The 21,346-nt window shown below is 60.8% G+C and carries 22 protein-coding genes; 7 read left to right on the top strand and 15 right to left on the bottom strand.

All coding sequences use genetic code 11. From position 1 onward, the window contains the following. Positions 1-39 precede the first annotated feature (39 nt). Positions 40-897, top strand: coding sequence for a DUF2189 domain-containing protein (locus tag AC097N_RS09665; RefSeq protein ID WP_479580744.1), 858 nt, complete (start codon positions 40-42; stop codon positions 895-897). A gap of 78 nt (positions 898-975) precedes the next feature. After that, positions 976-1,152 (top strand): hypothetical protein, encoded by a 177-nt coding sequence (locus tag AC097N_RS09660; protein ID WP_479580743.1) that lies wholly within the window; start codon positions 976-978, stop codon positions 1,150-1,152. A gap of 3 nt (positions 1,153-1,155) precedes the next feature. On the opposite strand, the gene mnmH is transcribed toward AC097N_RS09660, so the two are convergent. Next, entirely contained in the window at positions 1,156-2,244 is a 1,089-nt protein-coding gene (mnmH, locus tag AC097N_RS09655; protein WP_479580742.1) for a tRNA 2-selenouridine(34) synthase MnmH, read from the bottom strand. Then, positions 2,241-2,924 (bottom strand): arylesterase, encoded by a 684-nt coding sequence (locus AC097N_RS09650; RefSeq protein ID WP_479580741.1) that lies wholly within the window; start codon positions 2,922-2,924, stop codon positions 2,241-2,243. The genes mnmH and AC097N_RS09650 overlap by 4 nt, the downstream gene beginning before the upstream one ends. Between AC097N_RS09650 and AC097N_RS09645 the strand changes: the two genes are divergently transcribed. The 3 genes from AC097N_RS09645 to AC097N_RS09635 all read left to right on the top strand — a co-directional run bounded on the left by AC097N_RS09645 (position 2,923) and on the right by AC097N_RS09635 (position 6,000). Then, a complete protein-coding gene (locus tag AC097N_RS09645; RefSeq protein ID WP_479580740.1) occupies positions 2,923-3,618 on the top strand; it encodes an ABC transporter ATP-binding protein in 696 nt (231 codons plus the stop codon). The two genes, AC097N_RS09650 and AC097N_RS09645, sit on opposite strands and share 2 nt — an antisense overlap. A 74-nt stretch (positions 3,619-3,692) precedes the next feature. Next, on the top strand, positions 3,693-4,460 hold the full coding sequence (gene rlmB / locus AC097N_RS09640) for a 23S rRNA (guanosine(2251)-2'-O)-methyltransferase RlmB (protein ID WP_479580739.1): 768 nt from the start codon (positions 3,693-3,695) through the stop codon (positions 4,458-4,460). 175 nt (positions 4,461-4,635) lie between these two features. Further along, positions 4,636-6,000, top strand: a complete 1,365-nt coding sequence (locus AC097N_RS09635) for a right-handed parallel beta-helix repeat-containing protein (RefSeq protein ID WP_479580738.1) — start codon at positions 4,636-4,638, stop codon at positions 5,998-6,000. Positions 6,001-6,035: 35 nt separating this feature from the next. Here the strand turns inward: AC097N_RS09635 and AC097N_RS09630 are convergent, their stop codons facing one another. The 8 genes from AC097N_RS09630 to AC097N_RS09595 all read right to left on the bottom strand — a co-directional run bounded on the left by AC097N_RS09630 (position 6,036) and on the right by AC097N_RS09595 (position 14,110). Beyond that, the gene (locus AC097N_RS09630; RefSeq protein ID WP_479580737.1) at positions 6,036-7,988 is read right to left on the bottom strand and encodes an ABC-F family ATP-binding cassette domain-containing protein; all 1,953 of its coding nucleotides are present in this window, start codon (positions 7,986-7,988) and stop codon (positions 6,036-6,038) included. Further along, entirely contained in the window at positions 7,985-8,497 is a 513-nt protein-coding gene (locus tag AC097N_RS09625) for a GNAT family N-acetyltransferase (protein WP_479580736.1), read from the bottom strand. Before AC097N_RS09625 ends, AC097N_RS09630 begins: the two co-directional genes overlap by 4 nt. A gap of 10 nt (positions 8,498-8,507) precedes the next feature. Next, positions 8,508-9,416, bottom strand: a complete 909-nt coding sequence (gene prmB, locus AC097N_RS09620) for a 50S ribosomal protein L3 N(5)-glutamine methyltransferase (RefSeq protein ID WP_479580735.1) — start codon at positions 9,414-9,416, stop codon at positions 8,508-8,510. Continuing rightward, on the bottom strand, positions 9,413-10,588 hold the full coding sequence (gene dapE, locus AC097N_RS09615; RefSeq protein WP_479580734.1) for a succinyl-diaminopimelate desuccinylase: 1,176 nt from the start codon (positions 10,586-10,588) through the stop codon (positions 9,413-9,415). Before dapE ends, prmB begins: the two co-directional genes overlap by 4 nt. A 13-nt stretch (positions 10,589-10,601) precedes the next feature. Continuing rightward, the gene (locus AC097N_RS09610) at positions 10,602-11,765 is read right to left on the bottom strand and encodes a PilT/PilU family type 4a pilus ATPase (protein ID WP_479580733.1); all 1,164 of its coding nucleotides are present in this window, start codon (positions 11,763-11,765) and stop codon (positions 10,602-10,604) included. 43 nt (positions 11,766-11,808) lie between these two features. After that, a complete protein-coding gene (gene dapD, locus AC097N_RS09605) occupies positions 11,809-12,633 on the bottom strand; it encodes a 2,3,4,5-tetrahydropyridine-2,6-dicarboxylate N-succinyltransferase (RefSeq protein ID WP_479580732.1) in 825 nt (274 codons plus the stop codon). 31 nt (positions 12,634-12,664) lie between these two features. After that, entirely contained in the window at positions 12,665-13,885 is a 1,221-nt protein-coding gene (gene dapC, locus AC097N_RS09600) for a succinyldiaminopimelate transaminase (protein ID WP_479580731.1), read from the bottom strand. A gap of 69 nt (positions 13,886-13,954) precedes the next feature. Then, positions 13,955-14,110, bottom strand: coding sequence for a hypothetical protein (locus AC097N_RS09595; RefSeq protein ID WP_479580730.1), 156 nt, complete (start codon positions 14,108-14,110; stop codon positions 13,955-13,957). A 109-nt stretch (positions 14,111-14,219) separates the two neighbouring features. Between AC097N_RS09595 and AC097N_RS09590 the strand changes: the two genes are divergently transcribed. Further along, the gene (locus tag AC097N_RS09590; RefSeq protein ID WP_479580729.1) at positions 14,220-14,630 is read left to right on the top strand and encodes a RidA family protein; all 411 of its coding nucleotides are present in this window, start codon (positions 14,220-14,222) and stop codon (positions 14,628-14,630) included. 523 nt (positions 14,631-15,153) lie between these two features. Here the strand turns inward: AC097N_RS09590 and murI are convergent. From murI to AC097N_RS09570, 4 genes are all read right to left on the bottom strand, one after another. After that, positions 15,154-15,954 carry a glutamate racemase gene (murI, locus tag AC097N_RS09585; RefSeq protein WP_479580728.1) on the bottom strand — a complete coding sequence of 267 codons (801 nt, stop codon included), beginning with the start codon at positions 15,952-15,954 and terminating at the stop codon, positions 15,154-15,156. Then, positions 15,951-17,513, bottom strand: a complete 1,563-nt coding sequence (locus tag AC097N_RS09580; protein ID WP_479580727.1) for a fumarate hydratase — start codon at positions 17,511-17,513, stop codon at positions 15,951-15,953. Before AC097N_RS09580 ends, murI begins: the two co-directional genes overlap by 4 nt. Before the next feature lie 124 nt (positions 17,514-17,637). Next, the gene (locus tag AC097N_RS09575; protein WP_479580726.1) at positions 17,638-18,111 is read right to left on the bottom strand and encodes a c-type cytochrome; all 474 of its coding nucleotides are present in this window, start codon (positions 18,109-18,111) and stop codon (positions 17,638-17,640) included. A gap of 4 nt (positions 18,112-18,115) precedes the next feature. Then, entirely contained in the window at positions 18,116-18,721 is a 606-nt protein-coding gene (locus AC097N_RS09570) for a YqhA family protein (protein ID WP_479580725.1), read from the bottom strand. A gap of 179 nt (positions 18,722-18,900) precedes the next feature. Between AC097N_RS09570 and acs the strand changes: the two genes are divergently transcribed. Continuing rightward, complete coding sequence (gene acs / locus AC097N_RS09565; protein WP_479580724.1) at positions 18,901-20,898, top strand: acetate--CoA ligase; 1,998 nt, start codon at positions 18,901-18,903, stop codon at positions 20,896-20,898. Positions 20,899-21,020: 122 nt separating this feature from the next. On the opposite strand, the gene AC097N_RS09560 is transcribed toward acs, so the two are convergent. Then, positions 21,021-21,323 carry a c-type cytochrome gene (locus AC097N_RS09560; protein ID WP_479580723.1) on the bottom strand — a complete coding sequence of 101 codons (303 nt, stop codon included), beginning with the start codon at positions 21,321-21,323 and terminating at the stop codon, positions 21,021-21,023. Positions 21,324-21,346 lie beyond the last annotated feature (23 nt).

Below are 21,346 nucleotides of genomic sequence, written 5' to 3'. Positions count from 1 at the left end.
GAATAGGCATGGACGGCTGCCACCGGTAGGCTTGTGCTCATGTCTTTTCCCTCTGACTCCGCATCCGGCGACCTTCATTCTTCTCAGCCTTCGGGACCTGCCCCCTACGTGCCTCCGCCGTCTGAGGCACCTGCGAAAGAAATCATTGCCTTGAGCTTTGCCGCACCGTTTCGCTGGCTCGCGCGCGGCTGGCTCGATTTGTGGGCGGCCAAGGGCATCAGCCTGTTTTATGGGGTTTGTTTCTGGATCATGGCGGCGGTGCTGGGGGCCGTTTTTCGCAGCAAGCCCGAGTACGCCATGTCCATCGCTTCGGGCTGCCTGCTGGTGGGGCCATTTTTGGCCATGGGCCTGTACGAAGTGAGCCGCCGCCGCGAACAGGGCATTGCCCCTGAACTCGGTGCCTCGGTGACCTGTTGGGACTCCCACATGGGTAGCATGGGCATGCTGGTGCTGGTGTTGATTGTTCTGGAGTTGTTGTGGGGCAGGGCTTCGCTGGTGGTGTTTGCCGTATTTTTCAATACCGGCATGCCTTCAACCACGGGCGTGATCCAGGCCATTTTCAACCCTGAAAACTGGGAGTTTCTTGCCGTCTACCTGGTCGTGGGCGGCGTCTTTGCCGGACTGGTGTTTGCCGTGTCGGTGGTGTCCATTCCGATGATTCTTGACCGCGATACGGATGCCATTTCGGCCGCGATCACCAGCCTGCAAGTTGTGTTTTCTAACGTGATGGTCATGCTGCTTTGGGGCGCACTATTGAGTGCCCTGGTGTTCGTGGCGCTTGTTCCTTGGGGCGCCGGGTTGCTTGTGGTCGGGCCCTGGCTGGGGCATGCGAGCTGGCATGCTTACCGGGGCAGTGTTCGTTGGCTCGACAAGAACGCTGCGCCGGAAGCGGCTTAAACGAACAAAAAATGCGTTCAGCGTCCAGGCGCCGGTCCATGAAATGTTAAAGTGGCCCTAACAACTTGAAAGTACACCTTGGCAACTCCCAATTACGGCTACGAAAAGCGTCAGAAAGAACTGGCGAAAAAGAAGAAAAAAGAAGAGAAGCTCAAAAACAAAGCTGAGCGCAAAGTAGGCGAAGATGGCAACCCCATTGAAGATGGCACCACCGAGTCGACCGAACCAGGTTCTGACACGCCCGAACCCGCCTGACCGCTATTGCGGGAGCGTGCCTTCTGTTTGAGGGTCTAGGCTTCCAATGAGCTGCTGGGCCAGATATTCCATAGCCCCCGTCGAATGGTCGTCGGGGGCTATTGTTTTTGCCGCTTCAAATTGCTTGAAGTTGCGCCGCATCGACTGCAGGTACACCGGGTCGTAATGTTCCGTCAGCAGTTCCTGTACCACCGGCTCGATGTTGCCAGCGCGCACTGACGCTTGCCACGCTTCGACAACCGCCTTGCCGCGGAACTCGGCCAGCACCTGAAGCCGGTTGCAAAAATGCTCGGTGTCACGCACGAAGAAATCGTAGTCTTCCATCAGCAGCGAGACGCGTTGTGCATCAGGCAGCACCAGGTTCAGGCAAGGGCTTTCGCGCATGGCTTCGATCAAGGCGACTGGCACCGCCACATTGCCCACTTTTTTGCTTTCGCTCTCAATAAACACGGGGCGGCTCCGGTCCAGCTTGCGCAACGCATCCCACACCAGGGTGTCAAACCGTTTCTGGGTGGGCTGCGGCAGGCCGGGGATCGCACCGAGCACCGAACTGCGGTGGTTGGCCAGGGCTTCCAGGTCAATCACCTGCGCACCTTGCCGGGCCAGCGCCTGCAGCAAACGGGTTTTGCCAGAGCCCGTCGTGCCGCAGACGACGCGCCAATTCATGCCTGTTGCCCAAGTGGGAATGTCTTGCACCACGGCGGCCCGAAAGGCCTTGTAGCCGCCTTCGACCAGTGTCACGCGAAATCCGATTTCGGAGAGGATCAGTGACAGCGAGCCACTGCGTTTGCCACCGCGCCAGCAATAGGCGAGCGGTTTCCAGTCTTTGGGTTTGTCGATGACTTCGCGCTCGATGTGTGCCGCAATATTGCGGGCCGCCAGGGCGGCGCCGCGTTTCTTGGCCTCAAATGCATTGACCTGTTTGTACAGCGTACCGATGTCCCGGCGTTCTTCGTTGTTCAGTGTGGGCCAGTTCACGGCGTCAGGCAGGTGATCTTCGTCAAACTCGCCTTCGCTGCGCGCGTCAATGATGGTGTCGAATTCATGCAGGCGCCCGAGGACCTCCGAGGCGGGCAGGGGGGTCAGGCTCATTTCAGGATTTTCTTCAGTTCAGGCCAGACATTGGCCAGCAGGGTGGGGTGGGCTTCTTCTTTGGGGTGGATGCGATCGGCTTGAAACAGCCGTGTCGCGTCCGCTGCGGTGGCGGGGGTGTCGGCAATGCCCTTGAGCAAGAATGGCACCAGCGCGGCTTTGTTGGCCTTGGCGACGCCTGCAAAGAGGGCGGCAAAGCGTGCACCGTAGTCTTGCCCGTAGTTGGGCGGCACCTGCATGCCGATCAGCAGCACCTTGGCGCCCGTTGTCTGCGCGGCCTGTGTCATGACGGTCAGATTGTCCTGCGTCATGGGCAGGGGCAGACCGCGCAGGGCGTCGTTGCCACCGAGTTCAATCACCACATGCGTGGGTTGGTGCTGTTTCAGCAAGGCGCCCAGCCGGGAACGCCCACCGGACGTGGTGTCGCCGCTGATGCTGGCATTGATAACGGTGGCGGATATTTTTTCCGCCGCGAGTTTTTTCTCCAGCAGTGCCACCCAGCCGCTGCCGCGTTTGAGGCCATACTCGGCGCTGAGGGAGTCTCCCACGACCAGAATGGTGGCGGGTTTGGCAGGGCTTGCCTTCACGACGGCGGCCGTGACCGGGGTGGTGTAAAGCCCCACAAAAGCAGCCAGTACACCTGCCAGAATAAAGTGTCGTCGATACAAAGAAAGCCTCATGTCTGATTCAATTATTTCCGTCGAGCATGTGTTCAAGTCGGTGACGGATTCCACCGGTACGCTCGACATTTTGCGCGATATTGATTTTGTGCTGAACCGCAAGGAGACGGTGGCCATCGTTGGCGCCTCCGGCTCGGGCAAAAGCACCTTGCTCTCCATCATCGCAGGGCTCGACACGCCCACGCGCGGCACTGTGCGGCTGGCGGGGCAGGACCTGTTTGCCATCAACGAAGACGCGCGTGCGCACCTGCGGGCGCAAAAAGTGGGTTTTGTGTTTCAGAGCTTTCAGCTGCTGGGCAACCTCACGGCGCTGGAGAACGTCATGTTGCCGCTGGAGCTGGCGGACCGGCGGGACGCCCGCAAGACGGCCACCGAGATGCTGGCCCGCGTGGGCCTCTCAGAGCGACTGGGCAGTTATCCCAAGGTCTTGAGTGGCGGGGAGCAGCAGCGGGTCGCGCTGGCGCGTGCCTTCGTCGTTAAACCTGCTGTCTTGCTGGCGGATGAGCCGACCGGCAGCCTGGACTTTGCGACCGGCGAAAAGGTGATGGAACTGATGTTTGACCTCAACCGGGAGCTGGGGACCACGCTGGTGCTGGTCACCCACGATCGCGCGATTGCTGCGCGGTGTTCGCGTTGCATCACCATTGAAGCGGGCCAGGTCCTTGAGGCAGATGTCAATATTCAAGCCATTTAGGCCTCTAGCCCAGGTAGGACGTGCATAAGCAGCTATTAAATTGATAGTGACATACAACCCGCGATAATTGGGGCATGTCTTCAAACAAAGTTTTATTCGGCTTTCACGCCGTTGGTGTGCGTCTCAAAACGGCGCCCAAGTCCATCATCGAAATTTATTTCGAGCCCACGCGCCGCGATGCGCGCATGCGCCAGTTTATTGAGAAAGCCAACGAGGTCGGTGCCCGCCTGATTGAGTCAGACGGCATTCGGCTGGCCAAGCTCTGCGGTGGTCATGGCCACCAGGGGGTGGCTGCCCGGGTACAGGAGTTGGCCCAGGTGCATTCGCTGGACGAGTTGCTGGAAAACCTGGAAGCTTCGCAGGCAGACAAGCCCTTGGCCGAGCGTGAATCACCGCTGATTCTGGTGCTGGACGGCGTGACCGATCCACACAACCTGGGCGCCTGCCTGCGGGTGGCTGATGGAGCCGGTGTGCACGCGGTGATCGCCCCCAAGGACCATGCCGCTGGCATCAATGCCACGGTGGCCAAAGTGGCCAGCGGCGCGGCAGAGACCGTGCCCTACTTCATGGTGACCAACCTGGCGCGCACCCTGAACGAACTCAAGGAGCGCAACATCTGGGTCATCGGCACCAGCGACGTGGCCTCCAAGACGATTTACCAGGCCGACCTCAAGGGTCCGGTGGCCTTGGTTCTCGGTGCCGAAGGCGACGGCATGCGCCAGCTCACCGCCAAGACTTGTGATGAATTGGTGAGCATTCCCATGCGCGGCGCGGTGGAAAGCCTGAACGTGTCGGTTGCCAGCGGTGTCTGCCTGTACGAGGCCGTACGCCAGCGCACCTGATTCGCCATGAGGGGCCGCTTCAAGCACTGAGCGCCCTGTTTGCGCGGTCTCTAATGAAGGACGGCACCGTTAAAACTGGTTACAAATCAGTCACGTCTCGCGCCTGTGTGAAGGTTTGTGTAGCGGGTATCAGCGGTAAGCTAAGCGGCTTATCCACTCCAGAACACTTTTGACCATGAAAAGCCCTGGTTTCAGCCTGTTTCCTGCACCTGCACGACGTCGGATTTTGTTTCTGATCGGCGTCGTGACCATCGGTTTGGTGGCCTGTGGCGGCGGCACGGAGTGGTACCAGTCGTATGTGGCGGACACCAGTGGCCGGTTCATTTACGTGTCGCCCAACGGAAACGATGCGGCCAGAGGCTCGCTTGCTGCGCCCTTGAAAACCGTGCAAGCGGCTGTCGAAAGGGTGGATGCCGGGGACACCGTCATTCTGCAGGACGGCACGTATGCCGAGAACGTGCTCATGACCCGCTCGGGCTCGGCCTTTCGCTACATCACGGTTCGTGCAGCGCATCCGGGCCTGGCCAAAATCCAGGGACCTGCGGGCACTTACTCGGCGTTTCTGCTCTTGAAAGCTGGCTGGGTGCGCGTGGAAGGGCTGGATGTCAAAGCCGCCGACGGGCACGGACTGGAGGCGGATGGTGGCAGCCACCATATTCAATTTGTCAACAATGTGGTGCATGACAGTGGCGGCAGCGGCATCAGCCTGCAGGGCGGCGACTATTACCTGGTGGAGGCCAATCAGGTCTACCGCAACGCGTCAACCAACCCCTACCAAACCAGCGGTATTTCGGTGTATCAGCCCCGCGCCTACGATCAGGTGGCGGGTTATCACATCGTGATTCAGCGCAACGTGTCGCACTCCAACATTGAATCTGCGACCGGTCGGGTGGAAACCTCGGAGGGCAACGGCATCATCCTGGATGATTTTCACAACAGCCAGACGACTGCCGGTGAAGCCAAGGCTGCCTCCTATAAACCGAGTTCCCTGGTAGAGAATAACGTGGTCTTTAACAACGGTGGCGCAGGTATCGCTGTCTACGAGTCAGACAACGTGACGGTGCGCCACAACTCCGTCGCCCTGAACAACACCGACCCGCTGAACCGGGGCACCTGGCGCGGAGAGCTGCAAAACAGCCAGGGAAAAAACAACCGCTGGCACAACAATATTGCAGTGTCTCATTCGGGCGGCAGCCCCCGCAGCAACGCGATGGTGGAGGGCGTGACCGGCACGTTCCAGAACACCGGTACCGAGTGGGAAGGGAATTTTCTCTATGACATGGCCGCACCCCAGCGGGACGCCCTGTTGATTGAAGGCCCGGGCAACCGTTACGCCCGGTCCACCGCCCTCGTGGCGAACCGCTTCAAAGCGGATCCCAAACTCGTGGGGGGCAAGAGTTTGAGAAAAACGGCGGACTTCAAGTTGCAGCCGGGCAGTCCGGCAGTCAAGGCGGCGCGGCCGTCGTTTGTCAATACGCATGATTTCGACAACCGCGCCCGGAGCAACCCCGCGGCCGCAGGTGCATTTGAATCACCCTGACCTTGCAGGCCTGACGATTGAAATACCTGGCCCAGTCAGGCCGGTTTGGCTTCCAGCTGGCTGGACACCGTCAACCACTGTTCTTCCAGGTTTTGCAACTCGTCGTTGACGAGTTTCAGGCCTTTGCCGAACTCGGCAATTTCTGTGGGGTGATGGGCCTTGCTCAAATGCCCTTCGAGCGAGGCGCCTTCGCCATTGAGGACCGTCATGCGGGCTTCGATGTCTTCGAGCTGGCGCTTGAGTGAACCGGCGGGGGCTGGCTTGGCTTTGGCGGGCGCAGGCGCTGCGGCCAGGGCTTTGCGCTCGGCTTTGGCTGCCGCACTGCTGGCTTCCTTGATGGCTTCCCGCTGGCGCTTGGCTTCATCCAGCAGGTAGCGCTGGTAGTCATCCAGATCGCCATCAAACGGCGCCACACCACCGCGCGACACCATCCAGAACTCGTCACACACGGCGCGCAGCAAGGCGCGGTCATGGCTGACCAGCATGACGGTGCCTTCAAACTCATTGAGCGCCATGGCGAGTGCTTCGCGGGTGGCCAGATCCAGGTGATTGGTAGGTTCGTCAAGCAGCAAGAGGTTGGGACGCTGCCAGACGATCATGCACAGCACCAGGCGGGCTTTTTCACCCCCGCTCATGCTGCCCACGGCCTGCTTGACCATGTCGCCGCCAAAGTTGAAGGTGCCCAGGAAGCTGCGCAGGTCTTGCTCGCGCGTGGCCTGGCCGGCAATTTTGCCGGCGGCGGTCATCTCGCGCACCAAGCGGATCATGTGCTCCAGCGGGTTGTCGGCGGGGCGCAGCACGTCCAGCTCTTGCTGGGCGAAGTAACCAATGTTCAGGCCTTTGCCCTCGGTCACTTCACCGCCAATGGCCGCCAGTTCCCGTGCCACAGTTTTCACCAAGGTTGATTTACCCTGACCGTTGGCGCCCAAAATACCAATGCGCTGACCGGCCAGCACAGACTTGCTGACGTTGTTGACGATGATTGTGGGCGGCGTGCCCTCGGGGGAGCCTTCGGGGGGCGGGTAACCAAAGCTGACGCCCGACATGGAGAGCATGGGGTTTGGCAGGTTGGCCGGTTCCTTGAATTCGAAGGTGAAGTCGGCCTCTGCGAGCAGCGGCGCGACTTTTTCCATGCGGTCCAGCGCCTTGACCCGGCTTTGCGCCTGCTTGGCTTTGCTGGCCTGTGCCTTGAAGCGGGCAATGAACTTTTGCAGGTGGGCAATTTTGTCTTGCTGCTTGGAGAAAGCGTTTTGCTGCAAGGTCATCTGTTCGGCGCGCATGTCTTCGAACTTGCTGTAATTGCCGCCGTAGCGCACCAGTTTGCCCATGTCAATGTGCATGGTGACTCCGGTGACCGCGTCCAGAAACTCGCGGTCATGGCTGATGACGACCATCGTGCCTTCGTATTTCTTCAGCCACGCCTCCAGCCAGACCAGTGCATCCAGGTCCAAGTGGTTAGTGGGTTCGTCCAGCAGCAGCAAGTCAGACGGGCACATCAGCGCACGGGCCAACTGTAGGCGCATGCGCCAGCCGCCCGAGAAGCTGTCGACCGGGTTGTTGAGTTCGGTGGTTTTGAAGCCCAGGCCGAGAATCAGCGCTTGCGCACGGGCCGGGGCATCATGGGCTCCCGCATCTTGCAAGGCCATGTAAGCGTTGGCCATGCGCTCGTAGTCTTCTGTGGCCTCCGAGGCGGTCACTTCTTCTTGTGCTGCCAGCAGGTTGACGTCACCGTCGACCACGAAGTCGGTGGCACCTTGGTCGGTCTCGGGCATGTCCTGGGCCACCTGGCCCATGCGCCACTGGCTGGGGATGAAGTATTCACCGCCGTCTTCGTGCAGCGAGCCATTGAGCAGGGCAAACAACGAGGACTTGCCCGCACCGTTGCGTCCGACCAGACCGACTTTTTCACCCGGGTTGATGGTGACCGTGGCGCCGTCAAGCAGCACCTTGGCGCCGCGGCGCAGTATGACGTTTTTAAGAGTAATCATGGGGAAGTGGAGTTTGTATTCGAGGTGGGCTCGCCCAGAGGCAAACCCAGAAAAATGAGGTGAGCCTTTTCAGGCTCCCGAAAAGAGGGGATGGGCTCGAAGCCCAAGGCGTTGTACAAGGCCAGCGCCTGCGTGTTGTGCGCCCAGGTGCAGATGCCTGCGGTCTGGTACGCACCGATTCGCGCCTGGGCAATCAGCCCCAGCGTCAGTGCGCGCGCCAGTCCCTGGCGGCGAAAATTTTTCCGGACGTAGACACGCTTGATTTCTGCCACACCGGCCGTCCGTGTGGTGACATAGGCACCGCAACCCGCCAGTTCATCACCCCGATAGGCCAGCAGCACACCGCCGCCCGGTGCGGCGTAACGTCCGGGCAACTGCTCGATGTCTTTCCAGATCGTGCTGTTTTTGGGGTCGTCGAGGTCGCTCTGGGCGTACTCCAGCAGCAGACCTTTGAAAATTTCGTAGTCTGCCGGGTGGGTAATGGGCGTCAGTTGGAGCGGGGCGTGCATGGTGGGGCGACTAGGCCGGCCGTGCCTCGTGGTGGGTGCGCAGCGCGTCGTGCGTCAAGAGCAGCACCTGGTCTTCGCCGGCACTGGTGTCGAGCCAGATGGCGCCCAACCGGGGGAAGGCGGCCTCGAAGTGCTCGCGCTCGTTGCCGATCTCCAGCACCAGCACGCCCTTGTCGCTCAGGTGTTGCGGGGCATCCCGCAGGAGCTGGCGGATGAAGTCCATGCCATCGCTGCCGCCGTGGATGTTGCCGTCCAGCGCCAGCGCCGGTTCGGCATGGTATTCGGGAGGCAGGGCGGCCATGCTTTGGGCATTGACGTAGGGTGGGTTGCACAGGATCAGGTCGAACGGACCCTGCACTGCGGCGAGTCCGTCGGATTGGATCAGCGTGATGCGATCCTGCAACCCATGTTTGTCCACGTTGATGCGGGCCACGGCCAGTGCGTCGGCAGAGATATCCGAGGCCACCACGGTGACGTCCGGGTAGGCCATGGCCGCGATCACGGCCAGGCTGCCGTTGCCGGTGCACAGGTCCAGCACGCGGTGGGTGGCGTCGCTCAGCCAGTAGTCAATGGCGCCTTCGACCAGCAACTCGGCAATGAAGGAGCGCGGCACGATGACGCGTTCGTCCACGTAAAACGCCACGCCTTGTAGCCAGGCCTCTTTGGTGAGGTAGGCAGCCGGTTTTCGGGTGTCGATGCGTGCTCTTAAAAGCATATCTACCTGCGCACGCTGATCGGGGGCTACAGCCGTATTGGCCTCAGATGATTCGGCTTCAAGCGGTGTGTCCAGCGGCAGGCCGAGCTGCCACAGCACCAGCCAGGCGGCTTCGTCAAAAGCATTGGTGGTGCCGTGGCCAAACGCCACGCCCGCGTCCGTGAGCTCTTTGGCGCTCGTGGTGATCAGTTCAAGAAGGGTCATGGGCTCAGCCGTGCGTTCAGGTTTTCCAGCACACGGCGGTAAATGTTTTTAAGGGGTTCGATGTCGGCCACGGGCAGGTGTTCGTTGATCTTGTGGATGGTGGCATTGGTCGGCCCCAGCTCAATCACCTGCGGGCAGACCTTGGCAATGAAGCGGCCGTCGCTGGTGCCGCCCGTGGTGGACAGCACGGTGTCGATGCCCGTCTCGGACTTGATGGCGGCGCACACGGCGTCCACCAGGGTGCCGGGCGTGGTCAGAAAAGGCAGGCCGCCCACGGTCCAGGTCAGGTCAAACTCCAGGCCGTGCTTGACCAACACGGCTTGCAACCGGGTCTGAAGGTCTTCGGGCGTGGATTCCGTGCAAAAGCGGAAGTTGAAATCCACCACCACGTTGCCGGGAATCACGTTGCTGGCACCGGTGCCGCCGTGGATGTTGCTGACCTGCCAGCTGGTGGGTGGGAAGAAGGCGTTGCCCCGGTCCCACTCGATGGCCACCAGCTCATTGAGTGCCGGTGCGAGCAGGTGAATGGGGTTTTTGGCCAGGTGCGGGTAGGCAATGTGGCCCTGCACGCCCTTCACGGTCAGGCGCCCGCTCATGGTGCCGCGGCGACCGTTCTTGATCATGTCGCCGGTTTTTTCGACCGAGGTGGGCTCGCCCACGATGCAGTAGTCCATCCGCTCGCCGCGTTCCTGCAGCGCCTTGCAGACGATGACGGTGCCGTCGTTGGCCGGGCCTTCTTCGTCGCTGGTGAGCAGGAAGGCGATGGACAAGGGGGTGTCGGCATGGGCTGCCACAAATTCTTCGGTGGCCACGACGAATGCCGCCAGGGACGCCTTCATGTCGCTGGCGCCACGGCCGTACAACTTGCCGTCGCGGTGCGTGGGGGTGAAGGGGTCGCTGTCCCACTGGTCCAGCGGGCCGGTGGGGACCACATCGGTGTGGCCGGCGAATACTATCAATTCAGTAGCTACTCCCGCAGGTAATACGGGGGCTCCAGCCCTTTTTGCCCATAAATTGGTGACGCGGAAGTCGTCAGGCCCGCTCACGATCGTCTCGCACACAAAACCCAGTGGCGCCAGACGTGCGGCGATGATGTCCTGGCAGCCCGCGTCATCGGGCGTGAGGGACGGGCGGGAGATCAGGTGTTCGGTGAGGTGCAGGGTGCGGGTCATCGGGTGCTCGGAATCAGTGTTTCACGTCCAGCGTGATTTCGGTGAACGACGGTTCGTCGTCCGGATCGTTCTCGGGCTCGCTCACTTTGGCGGTGGCGTTGAAATCGTTTTGCAGGCGCCACATCAGGTTGGTGGGGGAGTCGGAGTTGGTGAGGCCTTCATGGCGCTCCACCACGCCTTCGGTGATCAGGCGGGCAATGTCTTGCTCAAAGGTCTGGCCGCCCTCGGCCATGGATTTCTCCATGACGTCCTTGAGACCGGAGAAGTCGCCTTTTTCAATCAGTTCGGAGATCAGCTTGGTGTTGAGCATGACCTCCACCGCTGGCGTTCGGCCGCCCGAGGTGGTGCGCAAGAGGCGCTGCGAAATGACGGCTTTCATGGCCGTGGCGAGGTCACCCAGCATGGATTGACGAACCTCGATCGGGTAGAAGCTCAAGATGCGGTTGAGCGCCTGGTGGCTGTTGTTGGCGTGCATGGTGGCCAGGCACAGGTGGCCGGTCTGCGCAAACGCAATCGCCGCCGACATGGTTTCCCGGTCGCGAATCTCGCCAATCAGGATCACATCGGGCGCCTGGCGCAAGGCATTTTTGAGCGCGGTCTGGGTGGACTGGGTATCGGTCCCTACCTCGCGCTGGTTGATGACCGAACGTTTGTTCTTGAACAAAAACTCCACCGGGTCTTCCACGGTGAGGATGTGGCCGGACGCCAACGCATTGCGGTGGTCAATCATGGCGGCCAGCGTGGTGCTTTTACCCGCACCGGTGGCGCCCACCATCAGGATCAGGCCGCGCTTGCCCATGATCAGGTCGCCCAGGATCAAGGGCACCGACAAGGACGCCAGGGCGGGAATGTCCAGCGAGATGAACCGGATGACGGCCGCAAACGAACCCCGTTGGCGCATCGCGCTGATACGAAAGCGCCCGATGCCCGCCAGGGGCCAGCCCATGTTCAGCTCATTGGTGTCTAGCAACTCCTGGATGGACTCAGCCGGCAAAATCTCGGCCAGCAGGTTCAGCGGCGCATCAGGCGGCAGCACCTGGGTGTTAATGGGAATGCACAGCCCATTGATGCGGATCAGGGCTGGCGAATGGGCCGACAGGTAGACGTCAGACGCCTTCTTCTCGCTCATCAAGCGAAGAATTCGCTCCATCGTGCCCGGTACGCCGTTGGTTGCCATAGTGCGTGTGCCCTGTGTCCGTTGGGTTCAGATGCGCAAAAAATCAGTCGCGCAGCAAGTCATTCAAGCTGGTCTTGGCGCGCGTCTGGGCATCCACCCGCTTGACGATGATGACCGCGTACAGGCTGTATTTGCCATCGTTCTTGGGCAGGCTGCCGCTCACGACCACGGAACCGGCGGGAATGCGGCCGTAGCTCACGGTGTCGGTGGCGCGGTCATAAATGGGGGTGCTTTGGCCGATGTAGACGCCCATCGAAATGACGGAGTTTTCTTCGACGATGACGCCCTCGACGATTTCCGAGCGCGCACCGATGAAGCAGTTGTCTTCAATGATGGTGGGGTTGGCCTGCATCGGCTCCAGCACGCCGCCAATGCCCACGCCGCCGCTCAGGTGCACGTTTTTGCCAATCTGGGCGCAGGAGCCGACCGCGGCCCAGGTGTCCACCATCGTGCCTTCGTCCACATAGGCGCCAATGTTCACGTAGGAGGGCATCTGGATGACGCCTTTGGCCAAAAAGCTGCCGCGACGCGCCACGGCGGGCGGCACCACGCGCACGCCGGTGGCTTTCATGGCTTCTTCATTCATGCCGCCAAATTTGGTGGGCACTTTGTCGTAAAAACCCAGATCGCCCGATTGCATCAGCACGTTGTCTTTCAGGCGAAAGCTCAACAATACGGCTTTTTTGATCCACTGGTGCGTGGTCCACTGGCCCACGCCGTCACGGGTGGCGACGCGCAGGGCGCCGGTGTCGAGCTGGGAGATGACGTGTTCCACCGCGTCAGACACTTCTTTGGGCGCTGATTTGACGGAGATGTTGGCGCGGTCTTCCCACGCGGCGTCGAGGATGTTCTGGAGTTGTTGTGTCATGGCTATGCTGCTTTCAGGAAGGATTTCGGGTTCAGGTTCTGGATTTGACAAACTGGACGATGCGAAGCGCTGCTTCGATGCATTCTGCGGTTTCGGCCACCAGGGCCATGCGGATTCGCTGGGCACCCGGGTTCGCGCCTTGACCATCGCGGGCCAGATAGGAGCCAGGCAAAACAGTCACATTGTAAAGAGTGAACAGTTCACGCGCGAAATCGGCGTCATCACCGTTCACTTTGGCCCATAAATAGAAGCCCGCATCGGGCAGCGCCACGTCCAGCACCTCGGCCAGCAGCGGCGTGACCTGGGCGAACTTGCTGCGGTACAGGTTGCGGTTTTCGATCACATGCTCTTCATCGCGCCAGGCGGCCACACTGGCGGCCTGCACCACGGGGCTCATGGCGCTGCCGTGGTAGGTGCGGTAGAGCAAAAACTGCTTGATGATGGCGGCGTCGCCCGACACAAAACCACTGCGCATGCCCGGTACGTTGCTGCGTTTGGACAGGCTGGTGAAGGAGATCAGGTTTTTGAAATCGCTGCGCCCCAGCCGGGCCGCCGCCTCCATGCCACCCAGTGGCGGTTCTTCGCGGAAGTAGATCTCGCTGTAACACTCATCCGAGGCGATCACAAAGCCATGGCGGTCGCTCAGGTCAAACAGTTTTTGCCACTCACTCAGCGGCATCACCGCACCAGTGGGGTTGCCCGGCGAGCAGACAAACAGCAGCTGGGTGCGGGCCCATACCGACTCGGGCACGCTGTCCCAGTCCTGCGCGAAATTGCGGGCTGCATCGGTGGGCACAAAGTAGGGCTGGGCACCGGCCAGCAGCGCCGCGCCTTCGTAGATTTGGTAGAACGGGTTGGGACACACCACCACGGGGACCTGGTCCGCCGGGCTGCCTGCGGGGGCCGGGGTGATGATGGTTTGGGTCAGGGCAAACAGGGCTTCGCGGGAGCCATTGACCGGCAGCATTTGGGTGGCCGGGTTGACGTCCAGCTGGTAGCGGCTCTTGAGCCACTGGGCAAAGGCCTCACGCAGCCTGGGCTCGCCCGCCGTGGCCGGGTAGGCCGCCAGGCCGCTGGGGGTGGCCACGATGGCGTCGACCATGGCTTGCTGGATAAAGGCCGGGGTGGGGTGTTTGGGTTCACCCATGCCCAGGCTGATGGGTTTGAGCGCCGGGTTGGGGGTGATGTTGGCAAACAGTTGGCGCAAGCGCTCAAAAGGATACGGTTGCAGTTGGGAAAGCAGTGGATTCATGGCTTGCGATTATCCCGCCTTGTGACGGGCATCCCCGGCGAATTCGCCCCCCACGGGCGGCCTGTGAGCTTATTTCTTTGCTTTTTTGCGGGGCGCCGCCGGTTTGGCCGCAGGCTTGACGTCAGCGGCCTTGGGGACGTCGCCAATCAGCGTTTTCACCGGGCAGATCTTGAAGACGGGGCATTTCTTGCAGCCGACGGCAATGGCAATAGGGCAAATGGTCATAGGGTGTTCCTCTGATGATGCGGGATGCAAGCGCGCAGTATGCTCCGGGCTGTGCCTTCAATGTGTCTTCCTTGAAGGGGCGAGTTCCTCATTTTTTTGAAAGCGACCGATGTCCCGTCAACTGATCAGCTCTGGTTCCCCCTTCGAGGAAGAAATTGGCTACTCGCGTGCCGTGGTCACGTCTGATGCCGGAGGCGACTGGATATTTGTCTCGGGTACCACCGGCTTTGATTACGCCACGATGACGATTGCCGAGGACATGGTGAGCCAGACCGACCAGTGCCTGCGCAATATCGAGGCGGCTCTCAAACAGGCCAATAGCAGCCTGGCCGATGTGGTGCGGGTGACTTACGTGGTGCCCACGGCCTCTGATTTTCAGCAATGCTGGCCGGTTTTGCGCCGTTATTTCGGTGAGGTGCGACCCGCTGCGATGATGATCTCTGCCGGCTTGCTGGATCCGCGCATGAAAATTGAAATCGAGGTCACGGCGCGGCGAGAGGTGCGGGCTGAGGTTGAGTGAGTTGAAAGCGTTTGTGCAGGTTGCGGGCAGTCAGCGCAGCAGTGACTTCTGTTTATGGTGAATGGGGTTTGAGTCAGTTTTAGACCCAAAGCAGTCAGCCAGATTTCCGAATTGGCGCATAACAGCACAGCGTTTGCAGTTATTCCCAAGAGGGCAGGCGGGACTCAGGACGGCGTAGCACTCAGCTCCGTTCGTGTCCCCCGCCCTGCGGGCTCCTCCTTGATCTCACTGTGCTGAGCGCCACATCGTCCTGAGCCTGCAAGCGTTGCTGGCGTTCATGACCTGTTGAGTCATTGCGCATCAACATGGCTGGCTGTCGATGACACCGGGGTGGATGGCGCAGCGAAGTCAAGGAGGAGGATCGGGCGCAGCCCGCTCCGGAGGACATGAGCGGAGCCATCCACCCCGGTGTCATCGGCCCTACACAAACCGTGCCGACAAGGTCCGCTTGCGCCGCACAACGGCTATAGGACCCTGAAAAATTCCCAGTCCATCGCCAAGTCTCAGGCTTTATTGCCCAGCCTCAGACTTTATTGGCAATGAACAACTCCACAGGGCTTTCCAGTCCCAGCCAATGCCGCGCAGCGTTTTGCAGTGTTGCCCGCTCGCCTGTCGTTAACAGCACGCAGTTCCCCGGCTTGTCGCTTGCAGAAAGCGTTTTCAGCATGCGGCGGGTTTGCCGCGCCACCGGCTCCCCGTTGTCGATCAGGCGCACATCGGGGCCCACCAGCTTTTTCAGGGCATCGCTGGCAAACGGGTAGTGGGTGCAGCCCAGTACCAAGGTGTCAATCTGCCCGATTTTAGTGCCAAATAGGCCCATAGCCCCCGTGTACTGTGTGCAGAGTGCTATTGTTTTGGTAGCGTCTTCGTGTTCGATGGCATAGGCCAGGCCATCGCAGGGCTGACAGACAAACGTGGCCTGCTCTGCCAGTGAATCAAGGAGTGCCCGAAATTTTGCGCTGCCCAGGGTGCCGCGGGTCGCCATCACGCCAATGCGCCGGGTGGTGCTGCAGGCCACGGCGGGTTTGAGCGCCGGTTCGACGCCGATGATGGGCAGGTCGGGGTGCTCGGCACGCAGCGTCAAAATGGCCGCCGCCGTGGCGGTGTTGCAGGCAATGACCAGGGCCTTGATGTCATGGCGTTCGAGCAAATGCGCGGTGATCGCACGCGAGCGCGCCATGACATGTTCGTCATCGCGCTCGCCGTAGGGGGCGTGGCCGCTGTCGGCCACATAGACGAAGTCTTCATGGGGTAGTTCAGCGCGCAGGGCCTTGAGAATGCTCAAGCCCCCGACGCCGCTGTCAAATACCCCAATCGGTTTCAAGTGCCGGCGACCGTGATGCCCTTGAACTCACCCGTGGCGATGCGTTTTTGCCACTCGGCCGGGCCGGTGATGTGGGCGCTGGTGCCGCCCGAGTCCACCGCCACGGTCACGGGCATGTCGACCACGTCGAATTCGTAAATGGCTTCCATGCCCAGGTCGGCAAAGCCCACCACTGTGGCGTGCTTGATGGCTTTGCTGACCAGATAGGCGGCACCGCCCACGGCCATCAGGTAGGCGCTCTTGTGTTTCTTGATCGCCTCAATGGCGACCGGGCCGCGCTCGGCCTTGCCGATCATGGAGATCAGGCCGGTCTCTGCCAGCATCATCTCTGTGAAGTCGTCCATGCGCGTGGCGGTGGTCGGGCCTGCGGGGCCCACTGCCTCGCCCTTGATGGGGTCCACCGGGCCGACGTAGTAAATCACGCGGTTGGTGAAGTCCACCGGCAACTTCTCGCCCTTGGCCAGCATGTCCTTGATGCGCTTGTGCGCGGCGTCGCGACCGGTGAGCATCTTGCCGTTGAGCAGCAACGTGTCGCCCGGTTTCCAGCTGGTCACTTCTTCCTTGGTCAGGGTGTTGAGGTCGACCTTTTTGCTCTTGACGTAGTCAGGCGTCCAGGCCACATCGGGCCATAAGTCCAGGCTCGGAGGTGTCAGGTACACCGGGCCGCTGCCATCCATCACAAAGTGGGCGTGGCGCGTGGCGGCGCAGTTGGGGATCATGGCCACCGGCTTGCTGGCCGCGTGGGTGGGGTACATCTTGATTTTGATGTCCAGCACGGTAGTCAGGCCGCCCAGGCCTTGGGCGCCAATGCCCAGGGCGTTGACTTTTTCGAACAGTTCCAGGCGCAAGGCCTCGGTCTTGGTCAAGGCCTCGCCGCCGGATGCCACCTTGGCCGCTTTGGCTTGCAACTCGTACATGTCCAGGTCGTCCATCAGGCTTTCCTTGGCCATGAGCACCGCTTTTTCGGCGGTACCGCCAATGCCGATGCCCAGCATGCCGGGTGGGCACCAGCCCGCGCCCATGGTCGGCACCGTCTTGAGCACCCAGTCAACCACCGAGTCGCCGGGGTTGAGCATGACCATCTTGCTCTTGTTCTCGGAGCCGCCGCCTTTGGCTGCCACGGTCACTTCCAGCGTGTTGCCGGGCACGATTTCCGAGAAGATCACGGCGGGGGTGTTGTCCTTGGTGTTCTTGCGGTCGAACTGCGGGTCGGCCACGACGCTGGCGCGCAAGGTGTTGTCGGGGTGGTTGTAGGCCTGGCGCACGCCTTCGTTGATGGCGTCGTCCAGGCTGCCGGTGAAACCTTCCCAGCGCACATCCATGCCGACCTTCAGGAACACGTTGACGATGCCGGTGTCCTGGCAGATCGGGCGGTGGCCGGTGGCGCTCATCTTGCTGTTGGTCAGGATTTGGGCGATGGCGTCTTTGGCGGCAGCGCTTTGTTCGCGCTCGTAGGCGCGGGCCAGGTGGGCGATGTAATCAGCCGGGTGGTAGTAGCTGATGTATTGCAGGGCGGCGGCAACGGACTCGATCAAGTCAGCTTGGCGGATGGTGGTCATGGTGATGCGAAACCTTCAGAGTTCAGGGGATGACAAATTGACGACAATTTTTTCAAGTTTAACCAAGGAGTCTCACTGGCAACTGACGTCCGGCCTGGGCAGGCCAGACCGGCAGAAAGCACGTTCAGCTGTCGTTGCGAAACTGGGTGTGGCAGGCTTTGCAGCTTTTCTGGACGTCGTCAACGGCCGGGCGGATGACGGCCATGTCGCCACCCTGGGCGGCCTTGACGAGCTGGTTGACGTTGTTCACATACTTGTCCTGCGCCAGCTTGAATTCGGCGCTCTGCGCCCAGGCTTCAGGCTTGGCGCGGGTGGGCGGGTAGTTGCTGTCCGGGGTGAAGTACACCCAGGGCTGGGTGGCCAGTTTCTGGAGTTCCAGCGCGCTGACGTTGAATTCCCGCGGGTTGTAGTCCTTGCGGTCGCGCGCCACCATGCCCATGGGCTCCAGCGTGCGCGTGAATTGCTTGAAAATGGCCTTGCGTTTGGTGACGGGCTGGTCCGGGTGGGTGTCTTTGGGCGTGCCGTCACAGCCCGCCAGCACCGCTGCCACGGCCATGCCGGCGATCAGTGCAAGCGTTCTCAGGGTTGAAGCTGCCATGCGGTCAGTGCGCCTGCTCGCCTTGCGTGCGCGACATCAGACGGTCGGTGTAGGCAATGGCCATGGCGGACAACAGGAAGGTGATGTGAATGCCGGTTTGGGCAAGCAGTACTTTTTCGTCGTAGTTGGCCGCGTTGATGAACGTCTTGAGCAGGTGGATCGAGCTGATGCCGATGATGGCGGTGGCCAGCTTTACCTTCAATACCGAGGCGTTCACGTGGCTCAGCCACTCGGGCTGGTCACGGTGGCCTTCCAGGTCCATGCGGCTGACAAAGGTTTCATACCCCCCCACGATCACCATGATCAGCAGGTTGGAGATCATGACCACGTCAATCAGGGCCAGCACCACCAGCATGATGATGGTCTCGTTCAGGGCCAGGGTGGGCCCGCTTTCCTTGTAGCCAATGCTGGTGATCAGGGCCTGCAAGGCGGTCTGGTTGCCAAAAGCCGCTTCCAGCAGGTGCAGCAATTCCACCCAGAAATGGAAAACGTAAACACCCTGGGCCGCAATCAGGCCCAGGTACAGCGGTAATTGGAGCCACCGGCTGGCAAAGATGAAACGTGGCAGCGGGCGCAGGCGAACTGGTTTTTCGGTCGACGGAGCAGTCATTGGGGGCCTTGGGTTGATTGGAATCAGTCCGATTGTAGAAAGGCCCGAAACCGGCGTGGTGGAGTCGCTATATTCGGAATGTTTTGCACCTGTCGGTGGTCAGTCAGTGGCGTGTAAGTGCAAGCGCCGACAGTGTCGTGCAATTCGGATTGTTCATATTAATTAGAGGAGACCTACCCATGAGTGCACCATCGTCTGCCATCCAGTCCACACTGGTTGAAAACCGCGTATTCCCGCCGAGCGAGGCGTTCCAGAAGGCTGCCCGGATTTCCGGCATGGAAGGCTATAACGCACTGTGCGCCGAGGCCGAAAAGGATTTTGAAGGTTTTTGGGCCCGCCTGGCGCGCGAAAACGTGTCCTGGACCAAGCCTTTCACCCAGACGCTGGACGAGTCGAATGCCCCGTTCTACAAATGGTTTGAAGACGGCGAGCTGAACGCCTCTGCGAATTGCCTGGACAAGCACATGGGTACACCGGTCGAGAACAAGACCGCTGTCATTTTTGAAGCCGACGATGGCACTGTGACCAAAACCACCTACAAGGAACTGCTGGCCAAGGTCAGCCAGTTTGCCAACGCCCTCAAGGCCAGCGGCATCCAGAAAGGTGACCGCGTTCTGGTCTACATGCCCATGACGCTGGAAGGCGTGATTGCCATGCAGGCCTGCGCCCGCATTGGCGCCACGCACAGTGTGGTGTTTGGTGGTTTCTCGGCCAAGGCCTTGCAGGAACGCATCATTGACGCCGGTGCCGTGGCTGTCATCACCTGCAACTACCAGATGCGCGGCGGCAAGGAATTGCCACTCAAGTCCATCGTGGACGAGGGTCTGGGCCTGGGGGGCTGCGAGTCCATCAAGACCGTGTTTGTGTACCAGCGCACGCCGACCGCCTGCAACATGGTGGCGGGCCGCGACGTGACCTTCACCGAGGCACTGGCCGGACAAAGCACCGAGTGCGCACCGGTGTCCGTGGGCGCGGAACACCCGTTGTTCATCCTTTTCACCTCCGGCTCCACCGGCAAACCCAAGGGCGTGCAGCATTCGACCGGCGGCTTTCTGCTGTGGGCGAAGCTCACCATGGACTGGACGTTTGACCTGAAGCCCGAGGATGTGTTCTGGTGCACGGCCGACATCGGCTGGATCACCGGCCACGCCTACGTGGCTTACGGCCCCTTGGCCGCAGGCGCCACGCAAATCATTTTTGAAGGCATCCCGACTTACCCGAACGCCGGCCGCTTCTGGCAGATGATCGAGCGCCACAAGTGCTCGATTTTCTACACTGCACCCACCGCGATTCGCTCGCTCATCAAATCAGCCGAGTCGGATGAAAAAGTGCATCCCGACCGCTCTGACCTGACCAGCCTGCGCATTCTCGGTTCGGTGGGCGAGCCCATCAACCCTGAAGCCTGGATGTGGTACTACAAACATGTGGGTGGCGAGCGTTGCCCGATTGTGGACACCTTCTGGCAGACCGAAACCGGCGGCCACATGATCACGCCATTGCCCGGCGCCACGCCGCTGGTTCCCGGCAGCTGCACCTTGCCGCTGCCCGGCATCATGGCGGCGATCGTGGACGAGGCGGGTAACGATGTGCCCAACGGCTCGGGCGGCTTGCTGGTCATCAAGCGGCCATGGCCTTCGATGATTCGCAACATCTGGAATGACCCAGACCGTTTCAAGAAAAGCTACTTCCCTGACGAGCTGGGCGGCAATATTTACCTGGCGGGCGACGGCGCCGTGCGCAGCGAAGACCGGGGCTACTTCCGCATCACAGGTCGTATTGACGACGTGCTGAACGTGTCAGGCCACCGCATGGGCACGATGGAGATCGAATCGGCCCTGGTCGCCAAGTCGGACCTGGTGGCTGAGGCCGCTGTGGTGGGACGCCCGGATGATTTGACCGGTGAGGCCATCTGCGCGTTTGTGGTGCTCAAGCGTCCTTGCCCTACGGGTGACGAGGCCAAAGCCATTGCCAAGGAACTGCGTGACTGGGTGGCCAAAGAGATTGGCCCGATTGCCAAACCCAAGGACATCCGCTTTGGCGAGAACCTGCCCAAGACCCGTTCCGGCAAGATCATGCGACGCCTGTTGCGCTCGCTGGCCAAGGGTGAGTCCATCACGCAAGACACGTCCACACTGGAAAATCCAGCCATTCTGAGCCAGTTGGGTCAGACCTACTGATGCTATAAAATTAATAGCTTCTAACGCACGCAGGACGTGCGGTACAGGCTGATTTCTTATAAATTCAGCCGCATGAAAAAAGCCCGCAGTTTGCGGGCTTTTTGACGTCTGGAGAGGGCTGTTTAACTTGCCAGAATCCAGGCAGCCAGTTTCTTGGCTTCTGCCTCGGTGACTTGCGGATTGGCGGGCATGGGGATCGCACCCCACACGCCAGAGCCGCCTTTCATGATTTTGGCGGCCAGTTTGTCAGCGGCATCTTTTTGACCGGCGTACTTCTTGGCAACGTCTTTATAGGCGGGGCCTACGAGCTTTTTGTCCACGGCATGGCAGGCCATGCAATTCCTGGACGTGGCGAGTGCCTGATCGGCCAATGCAGGGGCTGCTACAGAAACCGTGGCGGCCAAGGCAAAGAGAACACGTTTCATCATTTTTTCCTTGTGGGTGAGTT

This window comes from Rhodoferax sp. LS1R11 (assembly GCF_056521395.1).
This window is presented reverse-complemented; position numbering and strand designations above follow the sequence as displayed.